At 39.2% G+C, this 21,510-nt stretch carries 22 protein-coding genes and 2 pseudogenes; 21 read left to right on the top strand and 3 right to left on the bottom strand.

Features of this window, described 5'->3' with window-relative positions; translation table 11 throughout:
- Positions 1–122 precede the first annotated feature (122 nt).
- A complete protein-coding gene (gene wecB / locus K9V48_RS11410; protein ID WP_224139123.1) occupies positions 123–1,268 on the top strand; it encodes a non-hydrolyzing UDP-N-acetylglucosamine 2-epimerase in 1,146 nt (381 codons plus the stop codon).
- Positions 1,269–1,289: 21 nt separating this feature from the next.
- On the opposite strand, the gene K9V48_RS11405 is transcribed toward wecB, so the two are convergent.
- Complete coding sequence (locus K9V48_RS11405) at positions 1,290–2,534, bottom strand: glycosyltransferase family 4 protein (RefSeq protein WP_224139122.1); 1,245 nt, start codon at positions 2,532–2,534, stop codon at positions 1,290–1,292.
- A gap of 100 nt (positions 2,535–2,634) precedes the next feature.
- On the opposite strand from K9V48_RS11405, the gene K9V48_RS11400 reads away from it, so the two are divergent.
- Positions 2,635–3,759: a glycosyltransferase family 4 protein gene (locus K9V48_RS11400; protein WP_224139121.1), complete on the top strand. Its 1,125-nt coding sequence runs from the start codon at positions 2,635–2,637 to the stop codon at positions 3,757–3,759.
- 174 nt (positions 3,760–3,933) lie between these two features.
- Positions 3,934–5,016, top strand: coding sequence for a glycosyltransferase family 4 protein (locus K9V48_RS11395; protein ID WP_224139120.1), 1,083 nt, complete (start codon positions 3,934–3,936; stop codon positions 5,014–5,016).
- Positions 5,017–5,489: 473 nt separating this feature from the next.
- On the opposite strand, the gene K9V48_RS11390 is transcribed toward K9V48_RS11395, so the two are convergent.
- Positions 5,490–6,521, bottom strand: a complete 1,032-nt coding sequence (locus K9V48_RS11390; RefSeq protein WP_224139119.1) for an LCP family protein — start codon at positions 6,519–6,521, stop codon at positions 5,490–5,492.
- Between the two features lie 18 nt (positions 6,522–6,539).
- The gene (locus tag K9V48_RS11385) at positions 6,540–7,178 is read right to left on the bottom strand and encodes a YigZ family protein (RefSeq protein ID WP_224139118.1); all 639 of its coding nucleotides are present in this window, start codon (positions 7,176–7,178) and stop codon (positions 6,540–6,542) included.
- A gap of 266 nt (positions 7,179–7,444) precedes the next feature.
- On the opposite strand from K9V48_RS11385, the gene degS reads away from it, so the two are divergent.
- The 18 genes and pseudogenes from degS to K9V48_RS29970 all read left to right on the top strand — a co-directional run bounded on the left by degS (position 7,445) and on the right by K9V48_RS29970 (position 20,454).
- Positions 7,445–8,608 (top strand): two-component sensor histidine kinase DegS, encoded by a 1,164-nt coding sequence (gene degS / locus K9V48_RS11380; RefSeq protein WP_224139117.1) that lies wholly within the window; start codon positions 7,445–7,447, stop codon positions 8,606–8,608.
- An 89-nt stretch (positions 8,609–8,697) separates the two neighbouring features.
- A complete protein-coding gene (gene degU, locus K9V48_RS11375; protein WP_224139116.1) occupies positions 8,698–9,384 on the top strand; it encodes a two-component system response regulator DegU in 687 nt (228 codons plus the stop codon).
- Positions 9,385–9,788: 404 nt separating this feature from the next.
- Positions 9,789–10,631 carry a DegV family protein gene (locus tag K9V48_RS11370; RefSeq protein ID WP_224139115.1) on the top strand — a complete coding sequence of 281 codons (843 nt, stop codon included), beginning with the start codon at positions 9,789–9,791 and terminating at the stop codon, positions 10,629–10,631.
- A gap of 178 nt (positions 10,632–10,809) precedes the next feature.
- The gene (locus K9V48_RS11365) at positions 10,810–11,016 is read left to right on the top strand and encodes a hypothetical protein (RefSeq protein ID WP_224139114.1); all 207 of its coding nucleotides are present in this window, start codon (positions 10,810–10,812) and stop codon (positions 11,014–11,016) included.
- Between the two features lie 3 nt (positions 11,017–11,019).
- Positions 11,020–12,510 (top strand): ATP-dependent helicase ComFA, encoded by a 1,491-nt coding sequence (locus K9V48_RS11360; protein ID WP_224139113.1) that lies wholly within the window; start codon positions 11,020–11,022, stop codon positions 12,508–12,510.
- 71 nt (positions 12,511–12,581) lie between these two features.
- Positions 12,582–12,887 carry a late competence protein ComFB gene (gene comFB / locus K9V48_RS11355; protein ID WP_224139112.1) on the top strand — a complete coding sequence of 102 codons (306 nt, stop codon included), beginning with the start codon at positions 12,582–12,584 and terminating at the stop codon, positions 12,885–12,887.
- Between the two features lie 34 nt (positions 12,888–12,921).
- Positions 12,922–13,557: a ComF family protein gene (locus K9V48_RS11350; RefSeq protein WP_224139111.1), complete on the top strand. Its 636-nt coding sequence runs from the start codon at positions 12,922–12,924 to the stop codon at positions 13,555–13,557.
- Positions 13,558–13,614: 57 nt separating this feature from the next.
- A complete protein-coding gene (locus tag K9V48_RS11345) occupies positions 13,615–14,019 on the top strand; it encodes a TIGR03826 family flagellar region protein (RefSeq protein ID WP_224139110.1) in 405 nt (134 codons plus the stop codon).
- 96 nt (positions 14,020–14,115) lie between these two features.
- The gene (gene flgM, locus K9V48_RS11340; RefSeq protein WP_224139109.1) at positions 14,116–14,379 is read left to right on the top strand and encodes a flagellar biosynthesis anti-sigma factor FlgM; all 264 of its coding nucleotides are present in this window, start codon (positions 14,116–14,118) and stop codon (positions 14,377–14,379) included.
- 21 nt (positions 14,380–14,400) lie between these two features.
- Positions 14,401–14,886, top strand: coding sequence for a flagellar protein FlgN (locus tag K9V48_RS11335; protein ID WP_224139108.1), 486 nt, complete (start codon positions 14,401–14,403; stop codon positions 14,884–14,886).
- An 18-nt stretch (positions 14,887–14,904) separates the two neighbouring features.
- A complete protein-coding gene (gene flgK / locus K9V48_RS11330) occupies positions 14,905–16,464 on the top strand; it encodes a flagellar hook-associated protein FlgK (RefSeq protein WP_224139107.1) in 1,560 nt (519 codons plus the stop codon).
- Positions 16,465–16,475: 11 nt separating this feature from the next.
- A complete protein-coding gene (flgL, locus tag K9V48_RS11325; RefSeq protein ID WP_224139106.1) occupies positions 16,476–17,354 on the top strand; it encodes a flagellar hook-associated protein FlgL in 879 nt (292 codons plus the stop codon).
- A gap of 193 nt (positions 17,355–17,547) precedes the next feature.
- A complete protein-coding gene (locus K9V48_RS11320; RefSeq protein ID WP_224139105.1) occupies positions 17,548–18,117 on the top strand; it encodes a DUF6470 family protein in 570 nt (189 codons plus the stop codon).
- Positions 18,118–18,121: 4 nt separating this feature from the next.
- Complete coding sequence (fliW, locus tag K9V48_RS11315) at positions 18,122–18,559, top strand: flagellar assembly protein FliW (RefSeq protein ID WP_224139104.1); 438 nt, start codon at positions 18,122–18,124, stop codon at positions 18,557–18,559.
- 11 nt (positions 18,560–18,570) lie between these two features.
- On the top strand, positions 18,571–18,804 hold the full coding sequence (gene csrA / locus K9V48_RS11310; protein ID WP_224139103.1) for a carbon storage regulator CsrA: 234 nt from the start codon (positions 18,571–18,573) through the stop codon (positions 18,802–18,804).
- 170 nt (positions 18,805–18,974) lie between these two features.
- Positions 18,975–19,181 (top strand): annotated as a pseudogene (locus tag K9V48_RS11305) (flagellin N-terminal helical domain-containing protein); the annotation flags it as partial.
- 279 nt (positions 19,182–19,460) lie between these two features.
- Positions 19,461–19,991: pseudogene (locus tag K9V48_RS11300) on the top strand (flagellin N-terminal helical domain-containing protein); the annotation flags it as partial.
- Positions 19,992–20,214: 223 nt separating this feature from the next.
- Positions 20,215–20,454 (top strand): flagellin, encoded by a 240-nt coding sequence (locus K9V48_RS29970; protein WP_438803887.1) that lies wholly within the window; start codon positions 20,215–20,217, stop codon positions 20,452–20,454.
- Positions 20,455–21,510 lie beyond the last annotated feature (1,056 nt).

The raw sequence follows: 21,510 nt of genomic DNA, 5'->3' as shown, positions 1-21,510 counted from the left end.
TTTATTGTCCGAAATCACCAATGTATCGACCAACCTTCAACGTAAGCACAAAGAGAATGATTTGTAGATTTTTGTAGAGTATGCTAATTTAGTTAATAGAATGCATTAAAGGAGATAGACAAATGGATCGTAAAATAAAAGTGATGACAATCTTCGGAACGAGACCAGAAGCAATCAAAATGGCTCCACTTGTTTTAGAATTAGAGAAGTACCCGAATGAGATAGATTCAATTGTTACAGTTACAGCGCAGCATCGTCAAATGCTCGATCAAGTACTTGAACTTTTCAAAGTCACACCAGATCATGATTTAAATATCATGAAGGATCGCCAAACGTTAACAGGTGTAACAACACGCGCTTTAGAAGGCTTAGACGAAGTTATGAAAGATGTTAAGCCAGATCTTGTTCTTGTGCACGGTGATACAACAACAACGTTTGTCGCTAGCTTAGCAGCTTTGTATAATCAAATTTCCGTTGGTCATGTTGAGGCAGGCTTAAGAACGTGGAATAAATATTCACCGTTCCCTGAAGAAGTGAATCGACAAATCACAGGTGTCATCGCAGACCTTCATTTTTCTCCAACTGATAAGTCAGAGCAAAATCTACTTCAAGAAAATAAGAAGGCTGAAACGATTTATGTAACAGGTAATACGGCGATTGATGCCCTTAAAACAACAGTAAAAGATACATATACACACGAAGTATTAGATAGACTTGGAACAGATCGCTTGATTCTCTTAACAGCACACCGCAGAGAAAATCTAGGTGAACCTATGAGAAATATGTTCCGGGCGATTAAACGACTTGTGACAGAGCATGAGGATGTTCAAGTTGTTTATCCTGTTCATTTAAATCCAGCTGTTCGTGAAGTAGCAGATGAAATACTTGGAGATGACGCTAGAATTCACTTAATTGAGCCACTAGGTGTCTACGATTTCCATAACTTTGCAGCTCGCGCACATATTATTTTAACGGATTCAGGCGGTGTACAAGAAGAAGCACCTTCATTAGGTGTACCTGTATTAGTGCTACGTGACACGACAGAGCGACCAGAAGGTATTGAAGCAGGTACATTAAAGCTAGCTGGTACTGATGAAGAAACAATTTATACTTTGGCATATGAGCTTTTAAATGATAAAGCAGCATATGAAAAAATGTCTAAGGCTTCAAATCCATATGGTGACGGAAATGCATCAAGTCGTATAGTGAACGCAATTCTTCATCATTTTGGCAAACGTGATGAAAAGCCAGCGAGATTCCAACCATAAATGAAAAGACGACCTAGTTTTTTAGAAACTGGTCGTCTTTTTTTGCAACTCTTTGTCGTTTCGATTAGTCAAATGAGTGAAAGCTTCTGACAACTCTTTTGCTTGCGTTTCTCGATTAAATGATTGAAGAAGCTCTTGCTTTACGTTAAGCTCAATCTCCTTAAGCACATTAGGATTGTTTTGAGCGTGCTTTAAAGAACGAATAAAATCTGTTGGGTTTTCTGGTTCAAAATAAAAACCAGCATGATGCTTTTCAACGATTTCTCTTGCTTCACCATCTACACCAATTAAGACTGGAATTGACATTGACATATAGTCGAATACTTTTGATGGGATTGTGATTTCAAACAAAGGATGTTTTTTCAATGAGACAATGCCAATATCCGCAGCATCATAATAGCTAGCTAGTTCTTCCTTCTTTTTGCTATCAATGAAGATAACATTTGAAAGCTGAAGAGTTCGTGCTCGCTCCATTAAAGTCTGCTTTTCAACGCCCCCACCAATGAACATAAAAACGATGGAAGGGTCATGTTTTAATTGCTCAGCTGCAGAGATAATGGTGTCTAACCCTTGAGCAGCACCGATGTTTCCTGCGTATAAGACGAGAAACTTGTCCTCGATTGCATACTGCTGTTTTACTGAATTTGTATGATTCGTAACTAGTTGATTTAGTGATGAAGGGTTAACACCATTTGGAATAACCGTAATTTTGTCTTCCTTGATTCCAAGGTCGATCAGGCGCTTTTTATAGCCATGTGTTACGACAATGATGTGATCCGCTTTATTATATAAGAAGTTCTCCAGTTTCCGGGCAAGATTTAAGAGTTTTTTATTTTTAAATTGCCCTAACAATTCGGCAAAGTCGACCCATAAATCACGGATTTCAAAGACAAATTTGGCTCGATGAATGCGACTTAGAAAATAACCTGTAACCCCTTGGAATAGCTGGGGAGAAGTAGCATAGACGATATCGACCTTTTTTACGAACAACCCGGATAAGCAGCTTGAGATCATAAACGATAGATAATTAGCAAGTCTCCGTACGGTGCTAGTTTTTGTATCTCTTATTCGGAAAGAACGATAAACGCTAAGATTGTTTACTTTCTCTTTTTTAAATACCTTTTTTGTAGGTTGGGAATTAGGAAAGGTCGTTAGCACATGTAGGTCATGACCTAATTTCGATAAATTTGAGCTCATATCATATGCGCGACCTTGTGCTGCACCGATTTCGGGTGGGAAATGTTGTGTGATATAGATGATTTTCATATTGATCCCTTTCCATAAAAAAATTAGGAATTATCAATAGTATAGTGTAAAGTATTAATGGAAAAGTTACAACTTTTGATATGTAAAAGGATATGATATTATGACGAAAATTTGTGTGTTAACAACGGTTCACCACGCGTACGATGGCCGAATCTACCATAAACAATGTAAATCACTAAAGAAGGCTGGCTATGAGGTGACTCTTTTAGCGCCAAAGCCTGATAAACGAATTGAAGATGATGGAATTGACTTGATTCCAATTGAAAAGCCGAAAAAAGAGTGGAAGAGGTTTTTACATGCATTTTCTGTCTTTAAGCTAGCAAAAGAAACAAAGGCAGACTTGTATCATTTTCATGATCCAGAATTACTGCCAGTAGGTGTACTGCTTCGGATTTTCACTAGAAAACCAGTGATATTTGATGTCCACGAGCATTATCCAAATGCCATCATGAGTAAAAAGTATTTAAAAAGGTGGCTGAAGAATCCGATCAGGATTGCGTATGAACTCATCGAAAAAATGTCATTACCGATTCTTTCTGGTGTCATATACACGACAGAAGAAGTGGGTGAGCGATATCAATCATACAAGAACTGTAAAATAGAGAACTACCCTTTACCTGATATGTTTACTCCTACTAAAAAAACAAGTAAGAACGAAGATTATCTTTTATATCTCGGTGGGATAACACCGATTAGGGGCATTGAGGAGCTAATCGACGGATTTGCACATACATCTAAATTACGACCTCAGGCTAAGCTTATTTTTGTTGGTAGTTTTGAATCGGAGGCATTTGAAAAAAAGATTCGTGAAAAAATTAAAGCGAATCAATTGAATGACAAAGTTGAATTTAAAGGCAAGGTACCGTATGAACAAATTGAAGAGCATTTATCAAAGGCCTCGATAGGTATCATTCCCTATTTGCCTGTGCCTAACCATCTTGTCTGTTTACCTAATAAGTTATTCGAATACATGGCGGCAGGTGTAGCAGTTATTGCATCGGATTTTCCTCACTATCGGAAGGTGGTTGATTCTTCTCAAAGTGGTTTGTTAGTAAACCCTGAACGTCCACAATCTATATCGAAAGCTATGCTTGAATTGTTAGAAAACCCTGTTTTAACGAAGGAGATGGGGGAAAATGGTATGGAGGCCTTTAACTTGGCATATAATTGGAATTCTGAAGAGGAAAAACTTTTCGCTTTTTACAAACAACTTCTTGAGAAATAGTAATTATTTCATTTTCATTGGTCATGCGATAGGTTTTGACACATATGTCAATGCTAATATTGTATGAAAAAGTTGATTTTTGTCATCTAACTTTAAGAAAATTACCATTGAAACTTAATAAATTTTTGCTATGATGGAATAGGTATTAATTTCTCACACAAGTGGGTGTAAACTATGCATTCTTATATTGACTATATTGTAGCCTTTATTCTTTCTTTTACTGTCGCTGTTTTAATCACACCATTGGTTAAGAAGTTGGCAATAAAAATTGGTGCTACAGATCAACCAAACAAACGTAAAATTCATAAGGACATTATGCCTCGACTAGGTGGACTCGCAATTTTTATCGGAGTTACTGCTGGTTTTATCTATTTAAATCCACAATCAATCTATATGACAGAAGTGATTATTGGAGCTTTTATCATCGTGATCATTGGTATACTCGATGACAGGTTTACGTTACCAGCACGGTATAAGTTCTTAGGACAGCTAGTAGCAGCTATCGTTGTTGTTTCATCAGGTCTTTTAGTTGAAAAATTTACAGTTCCTTTTTTCGGAGTTGTTTATCTAGATTTTTTTAGCTACCCAGTTACAGTTTTATGGATTGTTGCAATTACAAACGCGATTAATTTAATTGATGGACTTGATGGTCTAGCAGCAGGTGTATCATCGATTGCGATGACAAGCATTCTTATCATGGCGTTTGCTGATTCACAATTTTTAGTTGTCGCATTATGTTTCATCTTAATTGGAAGTACATTAGGCTTTCTTGTTCACAATTTTTACCCAGCGAAAATCTTCATGGGTGATACTGGGGCATTGTTTTTAGGCTACTCTATTTCGATTATTTCCATGTTAGGATTGTTTAAAAACATAACATTATTCAGCTTTATTATTCCGATTATTGTATTAGCTGTTCCAATATTTGATACAGTATTTGCGATTATCAGAAGATTATTGAATAAACGTAGCATTGCTGCACCAGATAAGCTTCATTTACACTATTGTTTAGTGGAACTCGGATTTAGCCACCGTGCGGCAGTATTAGTTATTTATTTCTTTAGTGCGTGCTTTGGATTTTCGGCGATCATTTTCTCAAACGCAACATTGTGGATGTCATTTTTTATTCTGATTATTCTCCTCATAGCTTTACAATTTATTGCAGAATTTGTTGGCTTGATCGGGAAAAATCGAACGCCATTAATTAATATGTTTAGAAGGTTATTCTCTGTAAAAAAGCCTCAAAAGGATAATTGATATTTTTAGGAAAGGATCAGTCTTTGGACTGGTTCTTTTTTTATCCCACCTTAACGGGCAGTAAAACTCCGACTTCGAGATTCGAGAGAAGCAAAGAAGATAAGTGGGAGATAACTGCCCGTAAAGATCCGACGAAGGACAGGACGTCCAAGTCAGGCGAAGCCACAGGATGTGGCGTTCCTGAGCATGATAAGTCTCACTAACCATCAGTGGGGGATGAAGAAAACCCCCACTGATGGAAGTCTCGCTTTATATCAGGATTTACAAGTTTTGGCTTCGAGAACTGTCCAGCTCCAGCGCCTAGCCCCTCGAGGTCACAAGCCAAGCCTCCCAGAAAGGTAAAGAACACCTTTCCGTGAGGCTCGTCTTGTGCTATGCCTGAGGCTGAACAAGGCGCTTGCGCTTTTCTTATGACGAGAAAAAAGCAGGTAAACCATTGGGTGGTTCAACCTGCTTAGATTAAATTGGCATTATTATTTAGTAGCGGCGTTTTTTTCTACTACATCTGTCGATTCAGTTTTGTCTGTCGCACTATTTACTGGAATCTCTAGATGGGATTGCAATTCCTTTTGTACTTTCTTGACACTTTCTTCTTCTGGAATCCAATAAGCTGTTCCGCTGATGTATTCCCCTACACCGTCGAGTTTTATTGTCTCGATGCTTTTTGTGCTAAAGCCAGAATATTTTTGGTAGAAGCCTAGTAGCTCAGAAACCCTCATGTTTGTTTCAACATTTTTACCAACCTCGTTCGTCAGTTTATCAACCTTCAAAAGGGTTCCAGCAGAAGCGATTTCATCAATGATCGCCTTTACAACCTCTTGTTGACGCTCATTACGGCCTATGTCGTTATTAGGATCCTGCAGACGCATTCTTGCATATGCAAGCGCGTATCTACCATCTAATTTCATTGGGCCTTCAAAAAATTCAAGTTTTTCCGCTTTAGGATCATCACTGTTTTGTGTGAAGTCAAATGGAACATCAACAGTAACCCCGCCAACAATGTCCACGATGTTTTTTAAACCATCAAAATTTACAGTAGCATAGTAATCAATTGGGATTTCTAAAAAGTCTTCAACTGTTTCAATCGTTAGCTCTTTGCCACCTTTAGAAAAGGAATGATTAATTTTATTCTTGCCCTTCCCGGGTATTTCAACACGAGTATCACGTGGGATGCTTAAAAGCTTCATGGTTTGATCAGTAGGGTTAAATGTAGCTACCATCAATGTGTCAGATCGTCCTCCCTTTCCGCCGCTTGAATAATTCTCGACACCTAAAAGGAGGATAGATACAGGGTCATTTGAAATACTAACTGCGTAATCACGAAGCCTTGATTTTTCTCGGCCTAAATCATCGTAGGACTCATTTGCTGCTGCAAATGTTTGGTAGAACACGTATCCAATATAGCCCCCAACACATAAAAACAATAGGAGAGCAAGAAATAACAACCTTCTTAAAATTGGGCGTTTCTTTTTCTTCTTTGCTCTCTTCATTTCTTTTCGATTCATATGGTTCTCCTCTAACGATTAAATTTGAACTTGCTGTTCCAAATAAGTGACATCGCCTTCGAATATTTCACATTTCCCATTCGTCAGCTCTGTTATCCACTCAACAAAGGATTCCTTTTTCTCTTCTTCTACATAGGTTTCCACTTCTACGTCATTTAAATAGTGAATTTCCTTTAATAAAAATTTGGAAGATCGTAATTCATTTTCCACTTTTCCCAACCATGTATAATCAATTTTTGTATGCATTACGCGCATTAATTTTCGTTCTACGATTCCAATTTCGTTTAGCCCTTCGGAAACGGATTTTCCATAAGCACGAATTAATCCACCTGCACCTAGTTTAATCCCGCCGAAATAACGAGTTACAACGACAACTGTGTCTTTTAAGTTTTTCTTTTTTAGCACTTCTAGCATAGGAACTCCTGCTGTTCCGCTAGGCTCGCCATCATCATTTGCTTTTTGAACGTGGTCATGTTCGCCAATGAGGTATGCTGAGCAATTATGGGTTGCATTATAATGTTTCTTTTTTATTTGTTGGATAAAAGCTTGAGCGTCCTCTTCTGTTGTGACTCGCTCTGTATAACAAATAAAACGTGATTTCTGAATAATTAGTTCATGCTCTCCATACCCTTTTACGGTATAATAATATGAAAGCATGCTTGTACACCTCCTGACAAGCAAGCAAAATTTGAATAGTCGTTCTTATATTATAAAACGACATTTTTTTTACTTCAATCGTAAATAATGTGACAAATAAAAAAGAGTTATGTTGTTTTTTGTGAAAATAAGAAGATAATGAAATGTAAAGGATATAACTAGCTATATTTTGTAAGTGAAATTTGCTGGAGTTTAGCTACATCCTTATTGCAGATAAGAGTGAATCTGCGCATTTCTTAGTATACATACAAAACGGAGGAAAGAACGTGAACTCCAATAAAATAGATAACAAGGTGCTTGATGAAGTTTTAGAACGAATGATTCAAACGGTGGACGGAAGCAAAGATGAAATCTTCCGGATTGGTGAACAGTCTCGAAAGCAATATGAATCATTAGTGGAAGAGCTAAAGGATATAAAAATTCAAGTAAGTAAGGTGATCGATGAGGGTGACAAGCTCGGGATGCAGGCAAGAATTGCACGTAATCGACTTTCACAGGTAAGTAAGCAATTTAAAGAGTTTACGGAGGAGGACATTCGTGAGGCGTATGAAAAGGCACATAAGCTTCAGGTTGAGTTAACGATGATTCAGCAGCATGAAAAGCAGCTACGTCATCGCCGTGATGATTTAGAACGTAGTTTACTAAACCTACAAGAAACTATCGAACGTTCGCAGTCACTTGTTAGTCAGATAACAGTCGTATTAAATTATTTAAATCGCGATATTCGTCAAGTTGGTGTATTGTTAGAGGATGCACAGCAAAAGCAGGATTTTGGTCTCCGGATTATTGAAGCTCAAGAGGAAGAACGGAAGCGAGTTTCAAGGGAGATTCACGATGGTCCAGCACAAATGCTAGCCAATGTGATGATGCGTTCTGAACTTATCGAGCGAATTTATCGTGAGCGCGGTGCTGAAGAAGGTTTTAAGGAAATCCGTAATCTCAGGCAAAATGTCCGTAATGCGTTATATGAAGTTAGGCGAATTATCTATGACTTAAGACCAATGGCGTTAGATGACTTAGGTCTTATTCCAACCCTCAAAAAATATATCAATACAATCGAAGAATATAATGGTAAAACAAAAATTACCTTTCAAAGTATTGGTTGTCTAGAAGATCAGCGTCTTTCATCGCGGTTCGAGGTTGCGCTTTTTAGGCTTGCACAAGAGGCAATTACAAATGCGTTGAAGCATGCGAAAGCAAGTGAAATCACCGTAAAGGTTGAAGCGGCGGAAACGATTTGTACAATGGTCATTAAAGATAATGGTGAGGGGTTTGACCTAAAGGAATATAATAGGAATAAAGACAAGAAATCATTTGGTCTCATTGGTATGAAAGAGCGGATTGAACTTCTTGAAGGTAAAATAACGATTGATTCTAAAATTGGCCTAGGGACATTTATCATGATTCAAGTCCCATATCAAGTTGGCTGATGATTTCATAGGCCAGAAAATACGATCAAAAGGCTTATTGACGGTATAGTTGGCAAATAGAATAGAATAAACAGTGGGGAGGCGTAAGCATGAAGACGAAGATAGTTATTATTGATGATCATCAGTTATTTCGTGAAGGTGTAAAACGCATTTTGGATTTCGAACCAAGCTTTGAGGTTGTAGCAGAAGGTGATGACGGTGAAGACGCATTAGCAATCGTTGATGCTCATAAGCCTGATGTTGTAATCATGGATATTAATATGCCAAAAGTAAATGGTGTCGAAGCAACAAAGCAACTAATTGAAGCTGATGCGGAAACAAAGATCATTATTTTATCAATACATGATGATGAAAACTATGTAACACATGCACTCAAGACAGGTGCAAGAGGTTATCTATTAAAAGAGATGGATGCAGATACACTGATTGAAGCAGTCAAAGTTGTCGCAGAAGGTGGCTCTTATTTACATCCGAAGGTAACACATAATTTAGTCAATGAGTTCAGACGACTTGCCACATCAAATGGACAAGATGTTCTAAACCAGAGATTGCAACCAGAGATTCGCCGACCATTACATATTCTTACTAGACGTGAGTGTGAAGTGCTCCAAATGCTAGCAGATGGTAAAAGTAACCGTGGAATCGGAGAAGCGCTGTTTATTAGTGAAAAAACAGTTAAAAACCATGTAAGTAATATTTTGCAAAAAATGAGTGTCAACGACCGTACGCAAGCGGTAGTTGTCGCGATTAAAAATGGCTGGGTAGAAGTGAAATAAGTGAAAACGGGTTAGGCTCTCAGGGGTCTAACCCGTTTTTTGTCATAGGGCAGGGGCCTCTAAAAATGAAGGCTGTTTCTAAATGAGTGTTGTTTTTTGATGGGTTAGAAGCCCGAATCAAGGAAAAAGAGCCAAAGCGGTCACCTTTCCAGGAGTTACGTGTCCGATTCTTGAAAAAAGGAGCCAAAGCGGTCACCTTTATAGTGTTTACGTGCCCGATTCTTGAAAAAAGAAACCGAAGCGGTGACTGTTGATGGCACTCTATATGACAATAGCAACAAAGTTTGCGAAAACAGCCAAAATGAATGTAGTTTACTTGCGCTTTTGTTCGTGAAATCCCATCCAATTTCCTTTAAAATATATAGTAAAAAAGTTGATCTTTTTACAAGAAAGGAATTTTAAACATGAAAACGGCGATTTTAACGGATAGTACCGCATATATCCCTAAGGAATTACGTGATAGGCACAGTATTCATATGATTCCATTGAGTGTAAATTTTGGGACAGAAAGCTATCAGGAAGAAGTCGACATGACAGCAGAACAATTTTATACAAAGATGAATGAGAGGAAGGATCTTCCAACAACGTCACAGCCACCAACTGGGATGTTTGTCGAGTTATTTGAGAAGCTGGCAGAGGAATATGATGCCGTCCTCTCAATTCATCTTTCAAGTGGCATTAGTGGTACATACAGCGGTGCGGTGACAGCGGCGACGATGGTTGATCATATAAAGGTTTTTCCATTTGATTCAGAAATAAGCTGCATGGTTCAAGGCTTCTATGCGCTTGAAGCATCCCAGATGGCGAATGCAGGAAAAAGGCCTGAAGAGATACTAGCTCGATTAGAAAAAATGAAGCAATCCATGCGGGCCTACTTTATGGTTGATGATTTAACAAATCTTCAGCGGGGAGGGCGACTGAGCGGAGCACAGGCATTCATCGGGAGTTTACTACAAGTCAAACCGATTCTTCACGTTGATGATAAAATGATCGTTCCATTTGAAAAAATTCGCACACGAAAAAAAGCGATAAATCGCGTAAATGAGCTTTTTAAAGAAGATGCCGAAAAGAATAAACCGATGCGCGCAGTTGTGATCCATGCAAACCGATCTGATGAGGCGGAAAAAATGAAGCGAGAGATTGAGGATAAATATCCACACGTTGAATGCTTGATCAGCTATTTTGGTGCAGTAATTGGCACTCATCTTGGAGAGGGTGCGATTGGTTTAGGGTGGTATATGAAATAGGGTTTGTTTCTCTTTCCGTTAAAGCAAGGGACGTACTGCCTGTTCATCTGAAAAGATAGGAGGAGAAAGTACAATTGGTCTAGTACTTTTCTCTCAAATTCAAGATAAATCATGGACAGGTTATTTTTCATCCCGCATAATACTCTTGAACAATGACGTTTAGGAGGATTAATAAAGATTGAACAATACTTCCAATCACACTACACAATCTAACAAGGAAGTTAAGAAAAGAACATATCGACATTGGACAACTCTCGAAGATCGAAAGCTTTTGGAATTACGTCATAGTGGGTTGAAATTTAAACAAATCGCAACAGAGCTATCACGGACAGCCATTAGTGTAGAAAAGCGTTATCGAAAAATCCAAAAAGGAGATCTGTGGTGACGAATGAGATTTTCACTGCAACATAATACCCTTACGCAAGTTTTGTCTCACGCAGAAGGGTTGCCTATTTCAAACCATCGTCCGATTCCTCAAAACCCCTTCAATGACACATTCATGTACTCCACACAGCTACAGCGTTACCTCTCAGGTAGAGAACTGTTATCGTCTGAGGGCCCATTCTCAAATGAAACGCTGCACGCTCATTATCAGAATGGCTTTATCAAATTGAATCATGGTGTTTGGCGTGAAAATGACCGCCTTACATGCAATCGTTGTGGGAATACCAATTCATCGCTTTTTGCCTATTTTTGCTGTGCTCGTTGTGGAGAACAGCAATGCCACTATTGTCGGAACTGCATCATGATGGGGCGGATTAGTGAATGCACACCGCTGTATAGTTGGAATGGACCTGTACCTGACACGAATTCAACTGCCTCATTGGATTGGAACGGCGTGTTGTCGAAAGGACAGGCTCATGCATCAGAGGAAGTTATCAATGCCATGAAAGCGAACCAAGAACTGTTAATCTGGGCGGTATGTGGCGCTGGAAAAACTGAAGTCTTATTTAAAGGACTTGAATACGGCCTCATGGATGGAAAAAGAATGTGCATCGCCACCCCTCGTACAGACGTTGTTTTAGAATTAGCACCGCGACTGAGAAAGGTATTTCCAAAAACTACAATTTCAGCCCTCTACGGTGGTAGCGAAGAAATTCATCAACCTGCCTCATTGTATGTAGCAACAACACACCAGCTTCTACGCTTTAAAGAAGCATTTGATACCGTCATCGTTGACGAAGTCGATGCTTTTCCTTACTCTGCTGACAAATCATTGCAATATGCGGTGAAAAAATCGAGAAAGCAAAAAAGTTCGCTCATCTACTTAACAGCAACTCCTTCTAAGCAATGGAAAAAAGATGTGGAGCTAAAGAAGCGGTCAGCTATTAAAATTCCTGCAAGGTATCATGGACACCCTTTACCTGTCCCGCAATTTGCTTGGTGTGGAAATTGGAAGGGGAAGCTGAAACAGCACACACTTCCACCCATTATTTTAAAATGGCTCACTACACAGTTACAAAGTAAGAAGCAGGCGTTTTTATTTGTTCCATCGGTCGCGCTCATTGATCAAGTCGTTGAATTATGTCAGCAGTTTGACGAACGAATCGAAGGTGTACATGCAGAGGACGCCCGGCGTAAGGAAAAGGTAAGCCGCTTTCGTAACGGTGAAATCCCACTCATTGTCACGTCGACAATCCTCGAACGTGGCGTAACAATTCCGAATAGTGATGTAGCTGTACTTGGCAGTGAGGATGATATTTTCACTGAAAGTGCCCTCGTGCAAATATCAGGTCGCGTCGGAAGGAACGCCGCATTTCCAACTGGTGAGATTACTTTTTTTCATTACGGTAAAACGCAAGCGATGCTTGATGCGAAACGACATATTGAGCAAATGAATGAAGAAGCGAAGAATAGTGAATATTTAATCGGGAAGTAGCAAATTTCTTTCAGTATAATCCTTTTTATGGCATAATGTAGTAACATTTGCTTAGTTGGGAGTCTGATTACATGGTCATTAATGCTATGGAACGAATTATGAAAGATTTACTGGATGAATATAAAAATCACTTGCAGCTAAACTGTACATGTAATGATTGTTTAGATGACATTCTAGCGCTTACATTAAATAAAACAAAACCTCGCTATATAGCGAAAGTAGAAAAAATCACGTACGTAAAAGCAGAATTCATTGACAAACAAGAACTAACATCACTTTTAGTTAAATTAGCAGAATGCGCAAAAATTGTTTCAGACAAACCTCAATGTCAAAGTGATAAAAAGGAGGTTGATTCTAATCATATGTCTTATTTGTAATGAGGAAATTTCCAGGAAGGCTTCATGGACCAGTTTGCTTTTAGGATCTGAAAATGTTACATGCGATGATTGTTTTAAAAACTTAAAAAAGGTTACTGGTCCAGCCTGTCCGATCTGTTGTCGACCTCAAGATGTCGAAACGCTTTGTAGTGATTGTGGGAGGTGGGAGGATGATCCTGCATGGCAAAACATCCTTACTAAAAATATTTCTGTCTTTGAATACAATGACGCAATGAAAGAAATTCTCTCAACATTCAAATTTCGCGGTGATGCAGCGTTAGTCAATGTTTTTCAACAAGCATTTGTTGAAAGCTTTAAAAATCAACTAGCTTCACTGTCCTTCGATGCAGCCATCCCAATTCCATTAAGCGCCGAACGATTATATGAACGCGGCTTTAATCAAGCAAAGCTACTCACTGATTTTCTCCCATTACCCCAACTAGACGTTCTAAAGCGAACCCATCATGAAAAACAATCAAAAAAATCACGCACAGAACGACTAGCAGCTGCCAATGTGTTTTCGCTCACCAGCCCAAGTAAAATAGCAAACAAACGAATAGTAATAGTAGACGATATCTATACAACAGGAAGCACGCTCCGTCACGCGGCAAAGCTACTTCTTCAAAATGGGGCAACGAGTGTTTCTTCGCTAACATTAATTAGAAGTTAAATATTTTTCTCCACCTGCCGATATAATCAGTAGATAATAACGGATAGGAGAATGAATATGGGAGAATTGGCAAACTGCCCAAAATGTAATAATTTATTTGTACAAACACAATTCCGCTCGATTTGTGACGCATGCTTTAAGGAAGAAGAAAAGGCATACGAAACCGTTTATCAATTTTTACGCAAACGTGAAAATCGGCAAGCGCATTTACACGAAGTAGTCGAAGGGACAGGCGTGTCAGAAGGCTTAATTTTAAAATTTATTCGCAATGGACGGATTCAGCTTGCAAACTTCCCGAACCTTGGATACCCGTGTGAAAAGTGTGGAAATCCGATTAGAGAGGATCGGTTATGTGAAAGCTGTAAAAAGAATATTCACAAACAACTGAATCAAATCGAACAGGAAGAAAAGATTAGTGAACGGAATAAAGAAAAACCTCAGCAATCAACTTATTACTCATAAAGTACCAAATTAGAGTAAATGACTAAAAAAAGCTCAAAACACACCGATATATATCGTATAAACTTGCACGTTAACGATTGAAAGTGAGGGATACGCGTGAAAATAAACAATCTAGGTTCAATGGGGGTAAATCCATATAAACGCAGCTTAGAAAAAAGTGCTCAAGCAGCACAAAAACCGCAAACAAAAGAAGACAAAGTAGAGATTTCCGCAAAAGCAATAGATCTTCAACAATCGAACGAGATAACAAAAGCAAGACAGAAAAAGGTCCAAGCACTAAAAAACCAAGTAGAGAACGGAACCTACACAATTGATCCGAAAGCAATTGCCAAAGGATTGCTCGATTTCTACAAAAAATAAAGCTGGAATGGAGGGTTATAAATGGCAGTCGGAAACTTAATTGAAACATTGCAAAAGCTTTTACAACTTCATCAAAACCTTTACAAAGTAACCCTTCAAAAAACGGAAAGCTTAAAAAGCGAGAAGGTCGAAGAATTAAAAGAGTTGCTAAAGAAAGAGCAGATGTTTGTTCAAGCGATTAAGCAAATAGAAGCTGAGCGAATTGAAATTACTTCTAAATTTCTTGATCGTAGCGAGGAGCTAACCCTTTCAGCCTGTATCGAAAAAGCAGAAGCTGAAGAAAAAGAAACGTTGCAGCGAATCGCAAATGACTTCAATGAAACGATGGACAAGCTGAAGGCGACAATCCAGATCAATCGCGAATTAACACAGCAGGCACTCCAATTTGTCTCGCTTTCACTTGATATGCTCATGCCCCAAGAAAGCTTTACAAACTATCAGCGTCTGGATGGAAACAAAGCACAAACAGAAAAAGTACGGCGTTCACTATTTGATTCACAAGCATAACGAAAGGAGGAAACGACTATGACATCAACATTTTTCGGATTAGAAACTGCGAGACGCGGAATGTTTACGCAACAAAGTGCGTTAAGTACAACGGCACATAATATTGCCAATGCCAATACACCTGGCTATTCACGCCAACGTGTTAACTTTGTACAGACAACGCCGTATCCGACTGTTTCAAAAAATAGCCCAACAATACCGGGCCAAATAGGTACTGGTGTAGAAGGTGGAACCGTTCAACGTGTACGCGAGGATTTCTTAGATGTTCAATATCGAAATGAAAATAACAAACTAGGCTATTGGGAATCTCGTGCAGATGCGTTAGAGAAAATGGAGGAAATTATGAATGAGCCGTCTGAGACAGGCTTATCAAGTACTCTTGACCGTTTTTGGCAATCATTACAAGACTTAGCGGTGAACCCAACAAATGCAGGCGCGCGTTCGGTTGTCCGTGAACGTGGGATTGCTGTGGCTGAAACGTTCAACTATTTATCAACATCATTGAAATCAATCCAAGGTGATTTAAAAAATGAGCTTGATGTCACGGTGAAGGAAATTAATTCACTAGCGTTACAAATTAACAATATTAATAAGCAAATCTCTGAAATCGAACCACATGGCTACTTACCTAATGATTTATATGACGAACGGGATCGCTTAATCGACCAACTCTCATCACTAGCAAACATTAAAGTAACGGGAAATCCTTCTGGTGGGAATGCCCTTGCCATCGCAGAAGGTGCGCTAACAGTTGCCATTGTTGATGACAATGGCAACACGTTAGGTACGCTTGTTGATGCAAAACAGAAAAAGGCGAACACACTGCAGGTAGGCTACAAAGCAGATAGCGGCTTAGTTGAATCGGTAACAATCGGTCAAAAAAAACTCGGTGCATTAGAGTTTAATAGCACAGGGAAAATTAGTAGCTTAATTGATTCCTATGGATATACGTATGAAAGTGGATCTAGTACGTTTGAAAAAGGCGCATTTCCTGACATGCTTGCGAACATTGATACAATGGCATTCGAATTTGCGAGTAAATTTAATGAGGCACATCAAGCAGGACGAAGTATGACGGATTACAATGCAGGTACACATACACCACTTGATTTCTTTTCATTCGGTGATGTTTCATTAACAACGTCAAAAGGTGCAGCAGCGCTAATCCAAGTGTCACAAGATATTCTGAACTCGACAGATAACATCGCTGCAGCATTAGCTAACTCAGATGGTAGCGTAGCGATTGGTGATAGTCAGAACGCTATTATTTTAGCAAATGTAAAAAACAAAACATTTAGTATTGATGGAAACACTACATCCTTTCAAAACTATTACGAAAGCATTATCGGTGGAATGGCCGTCGATTCACAGGAGGCAACACGCCTAACCTCGAACAGTGAGGTGTTACGAGATGCCGTTGAAGTCAGAAGACAGTCTGTCAGTGCCGTTTCACTTGATGAAGAAATGACAAACATGATCCAATTCCAGCATGCATACAATGCATCAGCACGAATGATTACAATGCAGGATGAGATATTAGATCGCATCATTAACGGAATGGGATTATCAGGAAGGTAGGTAAATAGAACATGCGTGTAACTCAAGGAATGATCGCGACGAATTCGCTCCGTCATTTAAGCCAAAGCTATTCAAATATGGGAAAATACCAGGATCAGCTTGCAACAGGCAAAAAGATTAACCGCCCTTCTGATGATCCTGTTGTCGCGATTAAAGGGATGTATTATCGTTCAAACTTAACAGAAGTTGAACAGTATAAACGGAACTTAAATGAAGCGTATCAGTGGATGGAGAGCTCAGAAGCAGGAATTGACCATGCGACCCAAGTGATGCAACGTGTTCGTGAATTAGTCGTTCAAGGGCAAACTGGTACAAACAGCCCTTCAGATTTAAAAGCGATCGCGGTTGAAATTGGGCAGCTAAAAGAAGACATTGCGAATGTCGCAAACACACAAGTAGCTGGCCGTTACATTTTTAACGGAACTAAAACAGACAGTGCCCCTGTCACAATTACGGACGGTACGATTTCCGTTGATATGAACACAGACGCATTTAATGTTGAGGTATCAAACGGTGTGAATCTAAAAGTGAATATCAACGCGACAAATGTGTTTGGTAGTGAGCTTTTTGATACACTGCAATTGCTTGAAGATGCATTAAACAGTGGAACGCTGGAATCCGGTGATGACTTCCTAAGCAAATTAGACGACCATTTTGATGTCATGTCGGCAGAACGCTCTGAAATCGGGGCCCGCTATAATCGCTTAGAAATGATCGATGCACGAATTCAAGACCAAGAAATCATCGCAAGCCGAATTTTGTCTGAAAACGAAGACGCAGACATCGAACGAGTGATTACAGATTTAACAATCCAAGAAAGTATTCACCGTGCATCGCTCGCGGTCAGTTCAAGAATTATTCAGCCGTCATTGATTGACTTTTTAAGATAAGAAACAGTAAATACGATTGATCGGTCTGACACATAAACGATGGGTCAGACCTTTTTACAAGATAAGAAAGTATAAAATTTTGGACTTAGTTTTCGTGTCCAGCTCCAGCGCCTAGCCCCTCGAGGTCAAAAGCGTCTTATTTGCCCGAGGCTGAACAAGGCGCTTGCGCTTTTCTTACAAGGGAGTGAAACCAGTGAATGTACCGCAAATTCGCCTGCAAAGTATATCGGCGCAGCTAGGGATTCATACTACTAAAGGTCAACAAACAATCGAACAACCAAAAGCAGAGCTGTCAATGGAGCAGCCTAAAGCAGAATTAACAATCGAAACCACTCCATCCACCTTATCAATTGATCAAACAGAAGCATGGGCAGACATGGATTTGAAGCATATCTCACGCCGAGTAAGCGAAGCTGCACAACAGGGCTATCAGGATGCACTTGCTGGGATCGCCCGCAGAGCTGAAGAAGGCGAGCAGTTAAAGCGGATTGAAGATGGCGGAAACCCGCTTGCTGATCTAGCGAAAAAGCATAGTGAAAAGCCAATGTATCCCTTCAATATCGGTTTTATTCCATCAGCCGGAAGCGTGAAAATTCACTATGAGCCAGCAAAAGTAAATATTGAGGCGAAGATGAACAAGTCGCTAATAAATGCTACCGTACATAAACCAATCATTGATTATCAGCCAGGAAATGTAGAAGTGGAGCTAGAAAGACGAAATGAACTCTCGATCGATTTTGAGTCAGTAAATAAAGGAGAATAAATGAATGGGCACAACAACAAAGTACCACGGAGTAATCGAAACAGATGAAAAGGACATTCTCCAATTTCAAAATGGAATCCCAGGCTTTTTAGAAGAAAAATCATTTGTCCTACTACCATTAGACACCGATTCACCATTTTGGATTTTACAATCAATGGCAACACCTGAATTAGGCTTTGTGGTTGTGAATCCATTTCAATACTTCACAACTTATGAATTTGATCTTTCTGAAGGTGATAAGCAACTCTTGAATCTTACTTCTGAAAAAGATGTAGTTGTGTGGATGATCTTAAATGTTAAAGATCCTTTTGAAGATTCAACAGCTAACTTACAAGCACCGATCGTCCTCAACGCGAAAAACAACCAAGCGAAACAAATTATCTTGAATACCCCTCAATATAAAACAAAACAACATTTGTTTCCTGAAAAAGTAGGCAAATAGGAGGTGGAAGTATGCTGGTTTTGACGAGAAAACTAAATGAATCGATTCAAATTGGCGATAACATTGAGATTACGATTCTATCTGTTCAAGGCGATCAAATAAAGCTAGGGATAAACGCCCCGAAAGAAGTTGAAGTGCATCGGAAGGAAATTTATGTGTCGATACAGGAATCAAATAGTGAAGCGGCTTCCACTCTTCCGAATGTATTGGATATTTTAAAAAGCACATCCAAAAACCTTAAGTGAAAAACACTTGAGGTTTTTTTATTTTTTTCTTTAAAAGCTATTAAACTATTCCACCCAGAGACGATATATAAAGTAAGAGGTTGAACCCATGGCGGCCGACATGAGGGATACCTTATTTAGAAGATTCACATGGATGTGGATCATTCATATATTCAAGGAGGAAATTTATAATGAGAATTAATCATAATATTGCGGCGTTGAATACTTATCGTCAGTTGGGTGCAGCAAACAATGCGCAACAATCATCAATGGAGAAATTATCTTCAGGACTTCGTATTAACAGTGCTAAGGACGATGCAGCAGGTCTTGCAATTTCTGAAAAAATGCGTGGACAAATTCGTGGATTAGATATGGCATCTAAAAATGCTCAAGACGGTAGACTAGAAATGCCGCTCTAAACAGTAATGTTTAGATGAACACTCCGTGAATTCGGTGGAACCCCAAACCAATCTTCAAGGTGGATGGTGGGCAATACCGAGCCAAGCCTAATGAATCGGTAGAATAGTAGTTAGGAAGGTGTGACGGTCAGGTGGTGAGGAACCGTACCAATAACCCACCCACGAGCGCGGGGCATCCTATTAGGATGAAGATATGACCTGAACTTTATGGAAACATAAAGAAGCAGAGGATAAAAAGCCACTGCGATAACAAATTTGATTTCTATGATTCAAACTGCCGAAGGTGCATTGAATGAAACTCATGACATTCTACAACGTATGCGTGAATTAGCTGTTCAATCTTCTTCTGATACGAATACAGCCGAAGATAGAGCACAGATTCAAAAGGAGAATGCAGATCTTATCGCAGAAATAGATCGTATTGCAACAACTACTGAGTTTAATACTCAAAAATTATTAAACGGTTCAGGCGGTGCTGGTTCCGATGGAACATTCACATTCCAAATTGGTGCAAATGAAGACCAAACCCTAGATGTTACTTTTGCGGATATGCAATCAACAGCACTTTTTGCTGGTGGTGTTCCTGCATTAGGTACTGATGCAGCAACGTCAACTGCTGCCATTACTGACATTGACGCTGCCATCAAATTAGTTTCTGATGAACGTTCTCAAATGGGTGCTAAGCAAAACAGACTTGATCATACAATTAATAATTTGAACACATCTTCTGAAAACCTAACTGCTGCGGAATCTCGTATCCGTGACGTTGATTATGCTTTAGCTGCTTAAAGCAGTAACAAGCACAGTCGTCCTAGCTGGTAACGGCTAGAGATTATCATCGGGTGAATTGCTGGAAAACCCTTAGAGCTTTTCTTACCACAACGTAGTTGGAAACGACAAGCGTGATGGTTTGAAAAAAGAAAGGATATGGGCAATCAGCAGCCAAGCTCCTGTCTCGAAAGAGTGGAGAAGGTTCAACGACTAGGATAGACCATCTAAGGTAAAAGCTATGATGATGAAATCCGTAGGTGAAACAATGGTCATCAGCATTGTGAATCCGAAGTGCCCGACCCTTATTAGTAGATTACTAGAGGGTGAAGATATAGTCTGGTCATTTGTGAAAGCAAATGTTCGCGCGATGGCGAAAGAAATGATGGAACAAACTAAGAATTCAATTCTTGGTCAAGCAGCACAAGCAATGTTGGCTCAATCTAACCAGATGCCTCAAGGAGTATTACAACTCTTGAGATAATGATTAGAAGGGCGTCTAGCTTGGTAACGAGCTAGAGGATAACTGGGTGAATTGCTGGAACTTCCTAAAGCTTCATCAACCACAACGTAACTGGAAACGGTCAGCGTGAAGGTTTGAAAATGATGAAGATGATACAATGGATAATCAGCAGCCAAGCTCCTGTGGGGAAACTCTGGAGAAGGTTCAACGACTAGAGAATACGGTCTAAGGCGCAAGCAATGGCTATGAATCTCGTAGGGTAGTAAAAGCTGTTCGAAGTGCCCAGCTCCATGAAAACATGGATGAAGATATAGTCTATTCTGTGACCGAAAGGCATAGCGGCAAAGCAAGCCAACCAACAACCACAAGGAGTTTTACAACTTCTTCGTTAATTTTAGATATGAAAGAGACTCTAGTTCAAATACTAGGGTCTCTTTTCGGATTTCCAGTCACAGTGTGAGAGCGTCCGAGCAAGGTTGTAACATATAGTGGGTGTGATTCCCGCCGAGTAAGAACTAGACATTCGCTCGTAGCGAGTCTTTCGAGGATCCCTTTTACTGCGGAAAAGGTTTTACGAAGAATACCAAACAAAAAAGGAAAATCTTATTTTATGGGCAATCATACAATAAAGACTTTAAAAAAGGTGATGTGTTATAAGTTGGTTAAAGAAATATCAAAGCGGTTTAAAATGAAGATGTATATATAGAAGAAACTCGTAAAAAAGTCCTCGCTCAAAGGGGTTCATCAAGTCTTTCCTGTTCTTCTCTGATGAACGTTGAGTAGTATTCAGTAGTAATGGATTTAAAGCTCTAAGGTAATTCGATTTAATTGTTGACATTTAAATGAATCTATTATATTATTAAATTCTTGTCGGATTGACAGGTGATGTTTTGAAACACATTTTAAAAAACTTTAAAAAAAGTGTTGACCTAACATTTTGAAAGTGATATATTAATAAAGTCGCTTCTGAGAGAAACGACAACACGATGATCTTTGAAAACTAAACAAAACCAAGCGTGCCAACGTTAATTTCGATTAACAAAAACGTACTATATAGTACAAAACTTATGAGCAAGT

This window comes from Metabacillus rhizolycopersici, from assembly GCF_020075705.1.
Note: the sequence above shows the minus strand (reverse complement) of the source record. Positions and strands in the feature narration are given on the sequence as shown.

Coding starts and splice junctions, on each gene's coding strand:
- K9V48_RS11360 (WP_224139113.1), top strand. CDS start 11,020: ATGAGATTTTCACTGCAACATAATACCCTTACGCAAGTTTTGTCTCAC.
- wecB (WP_224139123.1), top strand. CDS start 123: ATGGATCGTAAAATAAAAGTGATGACAATCTTCGGAACGAGACCAGAA.
- flgL (WP_224139106.1), top strand. CDS start 16,476: ATGCGTGTAACTCAAGGAATGATCGCGACGAATTCGCTCCGTCATTTA.
- K9V48_RS11405 (WP_224139122.1), bottom strand. CDS start 2,534: ATGAAAATCATCTATATCACACAACATTTCCCACCCGAAATCGGTGCA.
- K9V48_RS11390 (WP_224139119.1), bottom strand. CDS start 6,521: ATGAATCGAAAAGAAATGAAGAGAGCAAAGAAGAAAAAGAAACGCCCA.
- K9V48_RS29970 (WP_438803887.1), top strand. CDS start 20,215: ATGATGAAATCCGTAGGTGAAACAATGGTCATCAGCATTGTGAATCCG.
- csrA (WP_224139103.1), top strand. CDS start 18,571: ATGCTGGTTTTGACGAGAAAACTAAATGAATCGATTCAAATTGGCGAT.
- degU (WP_224139116.1), top strand. CDS start 8,698: ATGAAGACGAAGATAGTTATTATTGATGATCATCAGTTATTTCGTGAA.
- K9V48_RS11400 (WP_224139121.1), top strand. CDS start 2,635: ATGACGAAAATTTGTGTGTTAACAACGGTTCACCACGCGTACGATGGC.
- comFB (WP_224139112.1), top strand. CDS start 12,582: ATGGTCATTAATGCTATGGAACGAATTATGAAAGATTTACTGGATGAA.
- K9V48_RS11370 (WP_224139115.1), top strand. CDS start 9,789: ATGAAAACGGCGATTTTAACGGATAGTACCGCATATATCCCTAAGGAA.
- flgK (WP_224139107.1), top strand. CDS start 14,905: ATGACATCAACATTTTTCGGATTAGAAACTGCGAGACGCGGAATGTTT.
- K9V48_RS11335 (WP_224139108.1), top strand. CDS start 14,401: ATGGCAGTCGGAAACTTAATTGAAACATTGCAAAAGCTTTTACAACTT.
- K9V48_RS11385 (WP_224139118.1), bottom strand. CDS start 7,178: ATGCTTTCATATTATTATACCGTAAAAGGGTATGGAGAGCATGAACTA.
- fliW (WP_224139104.1), top strand. CDS start 18,122: ATGGGCACAACAACAAAGTACCACGGAGTAATCGAAACAGATGAAAAG.
- K9V48_RS11395 (WP_224139120.1), top strand. CDS start 3,934: ATGCATTCTTATATTGACTATATTGTAGCCTTTATTCTTTCTTTTACT.
- K9V48_RS11345 (WP_224139110.1), top strand. CDS start 13,615: ATGGGAGAATTGGCAAACTGCCCAAAATGTAATAATTTATTTGTACAA.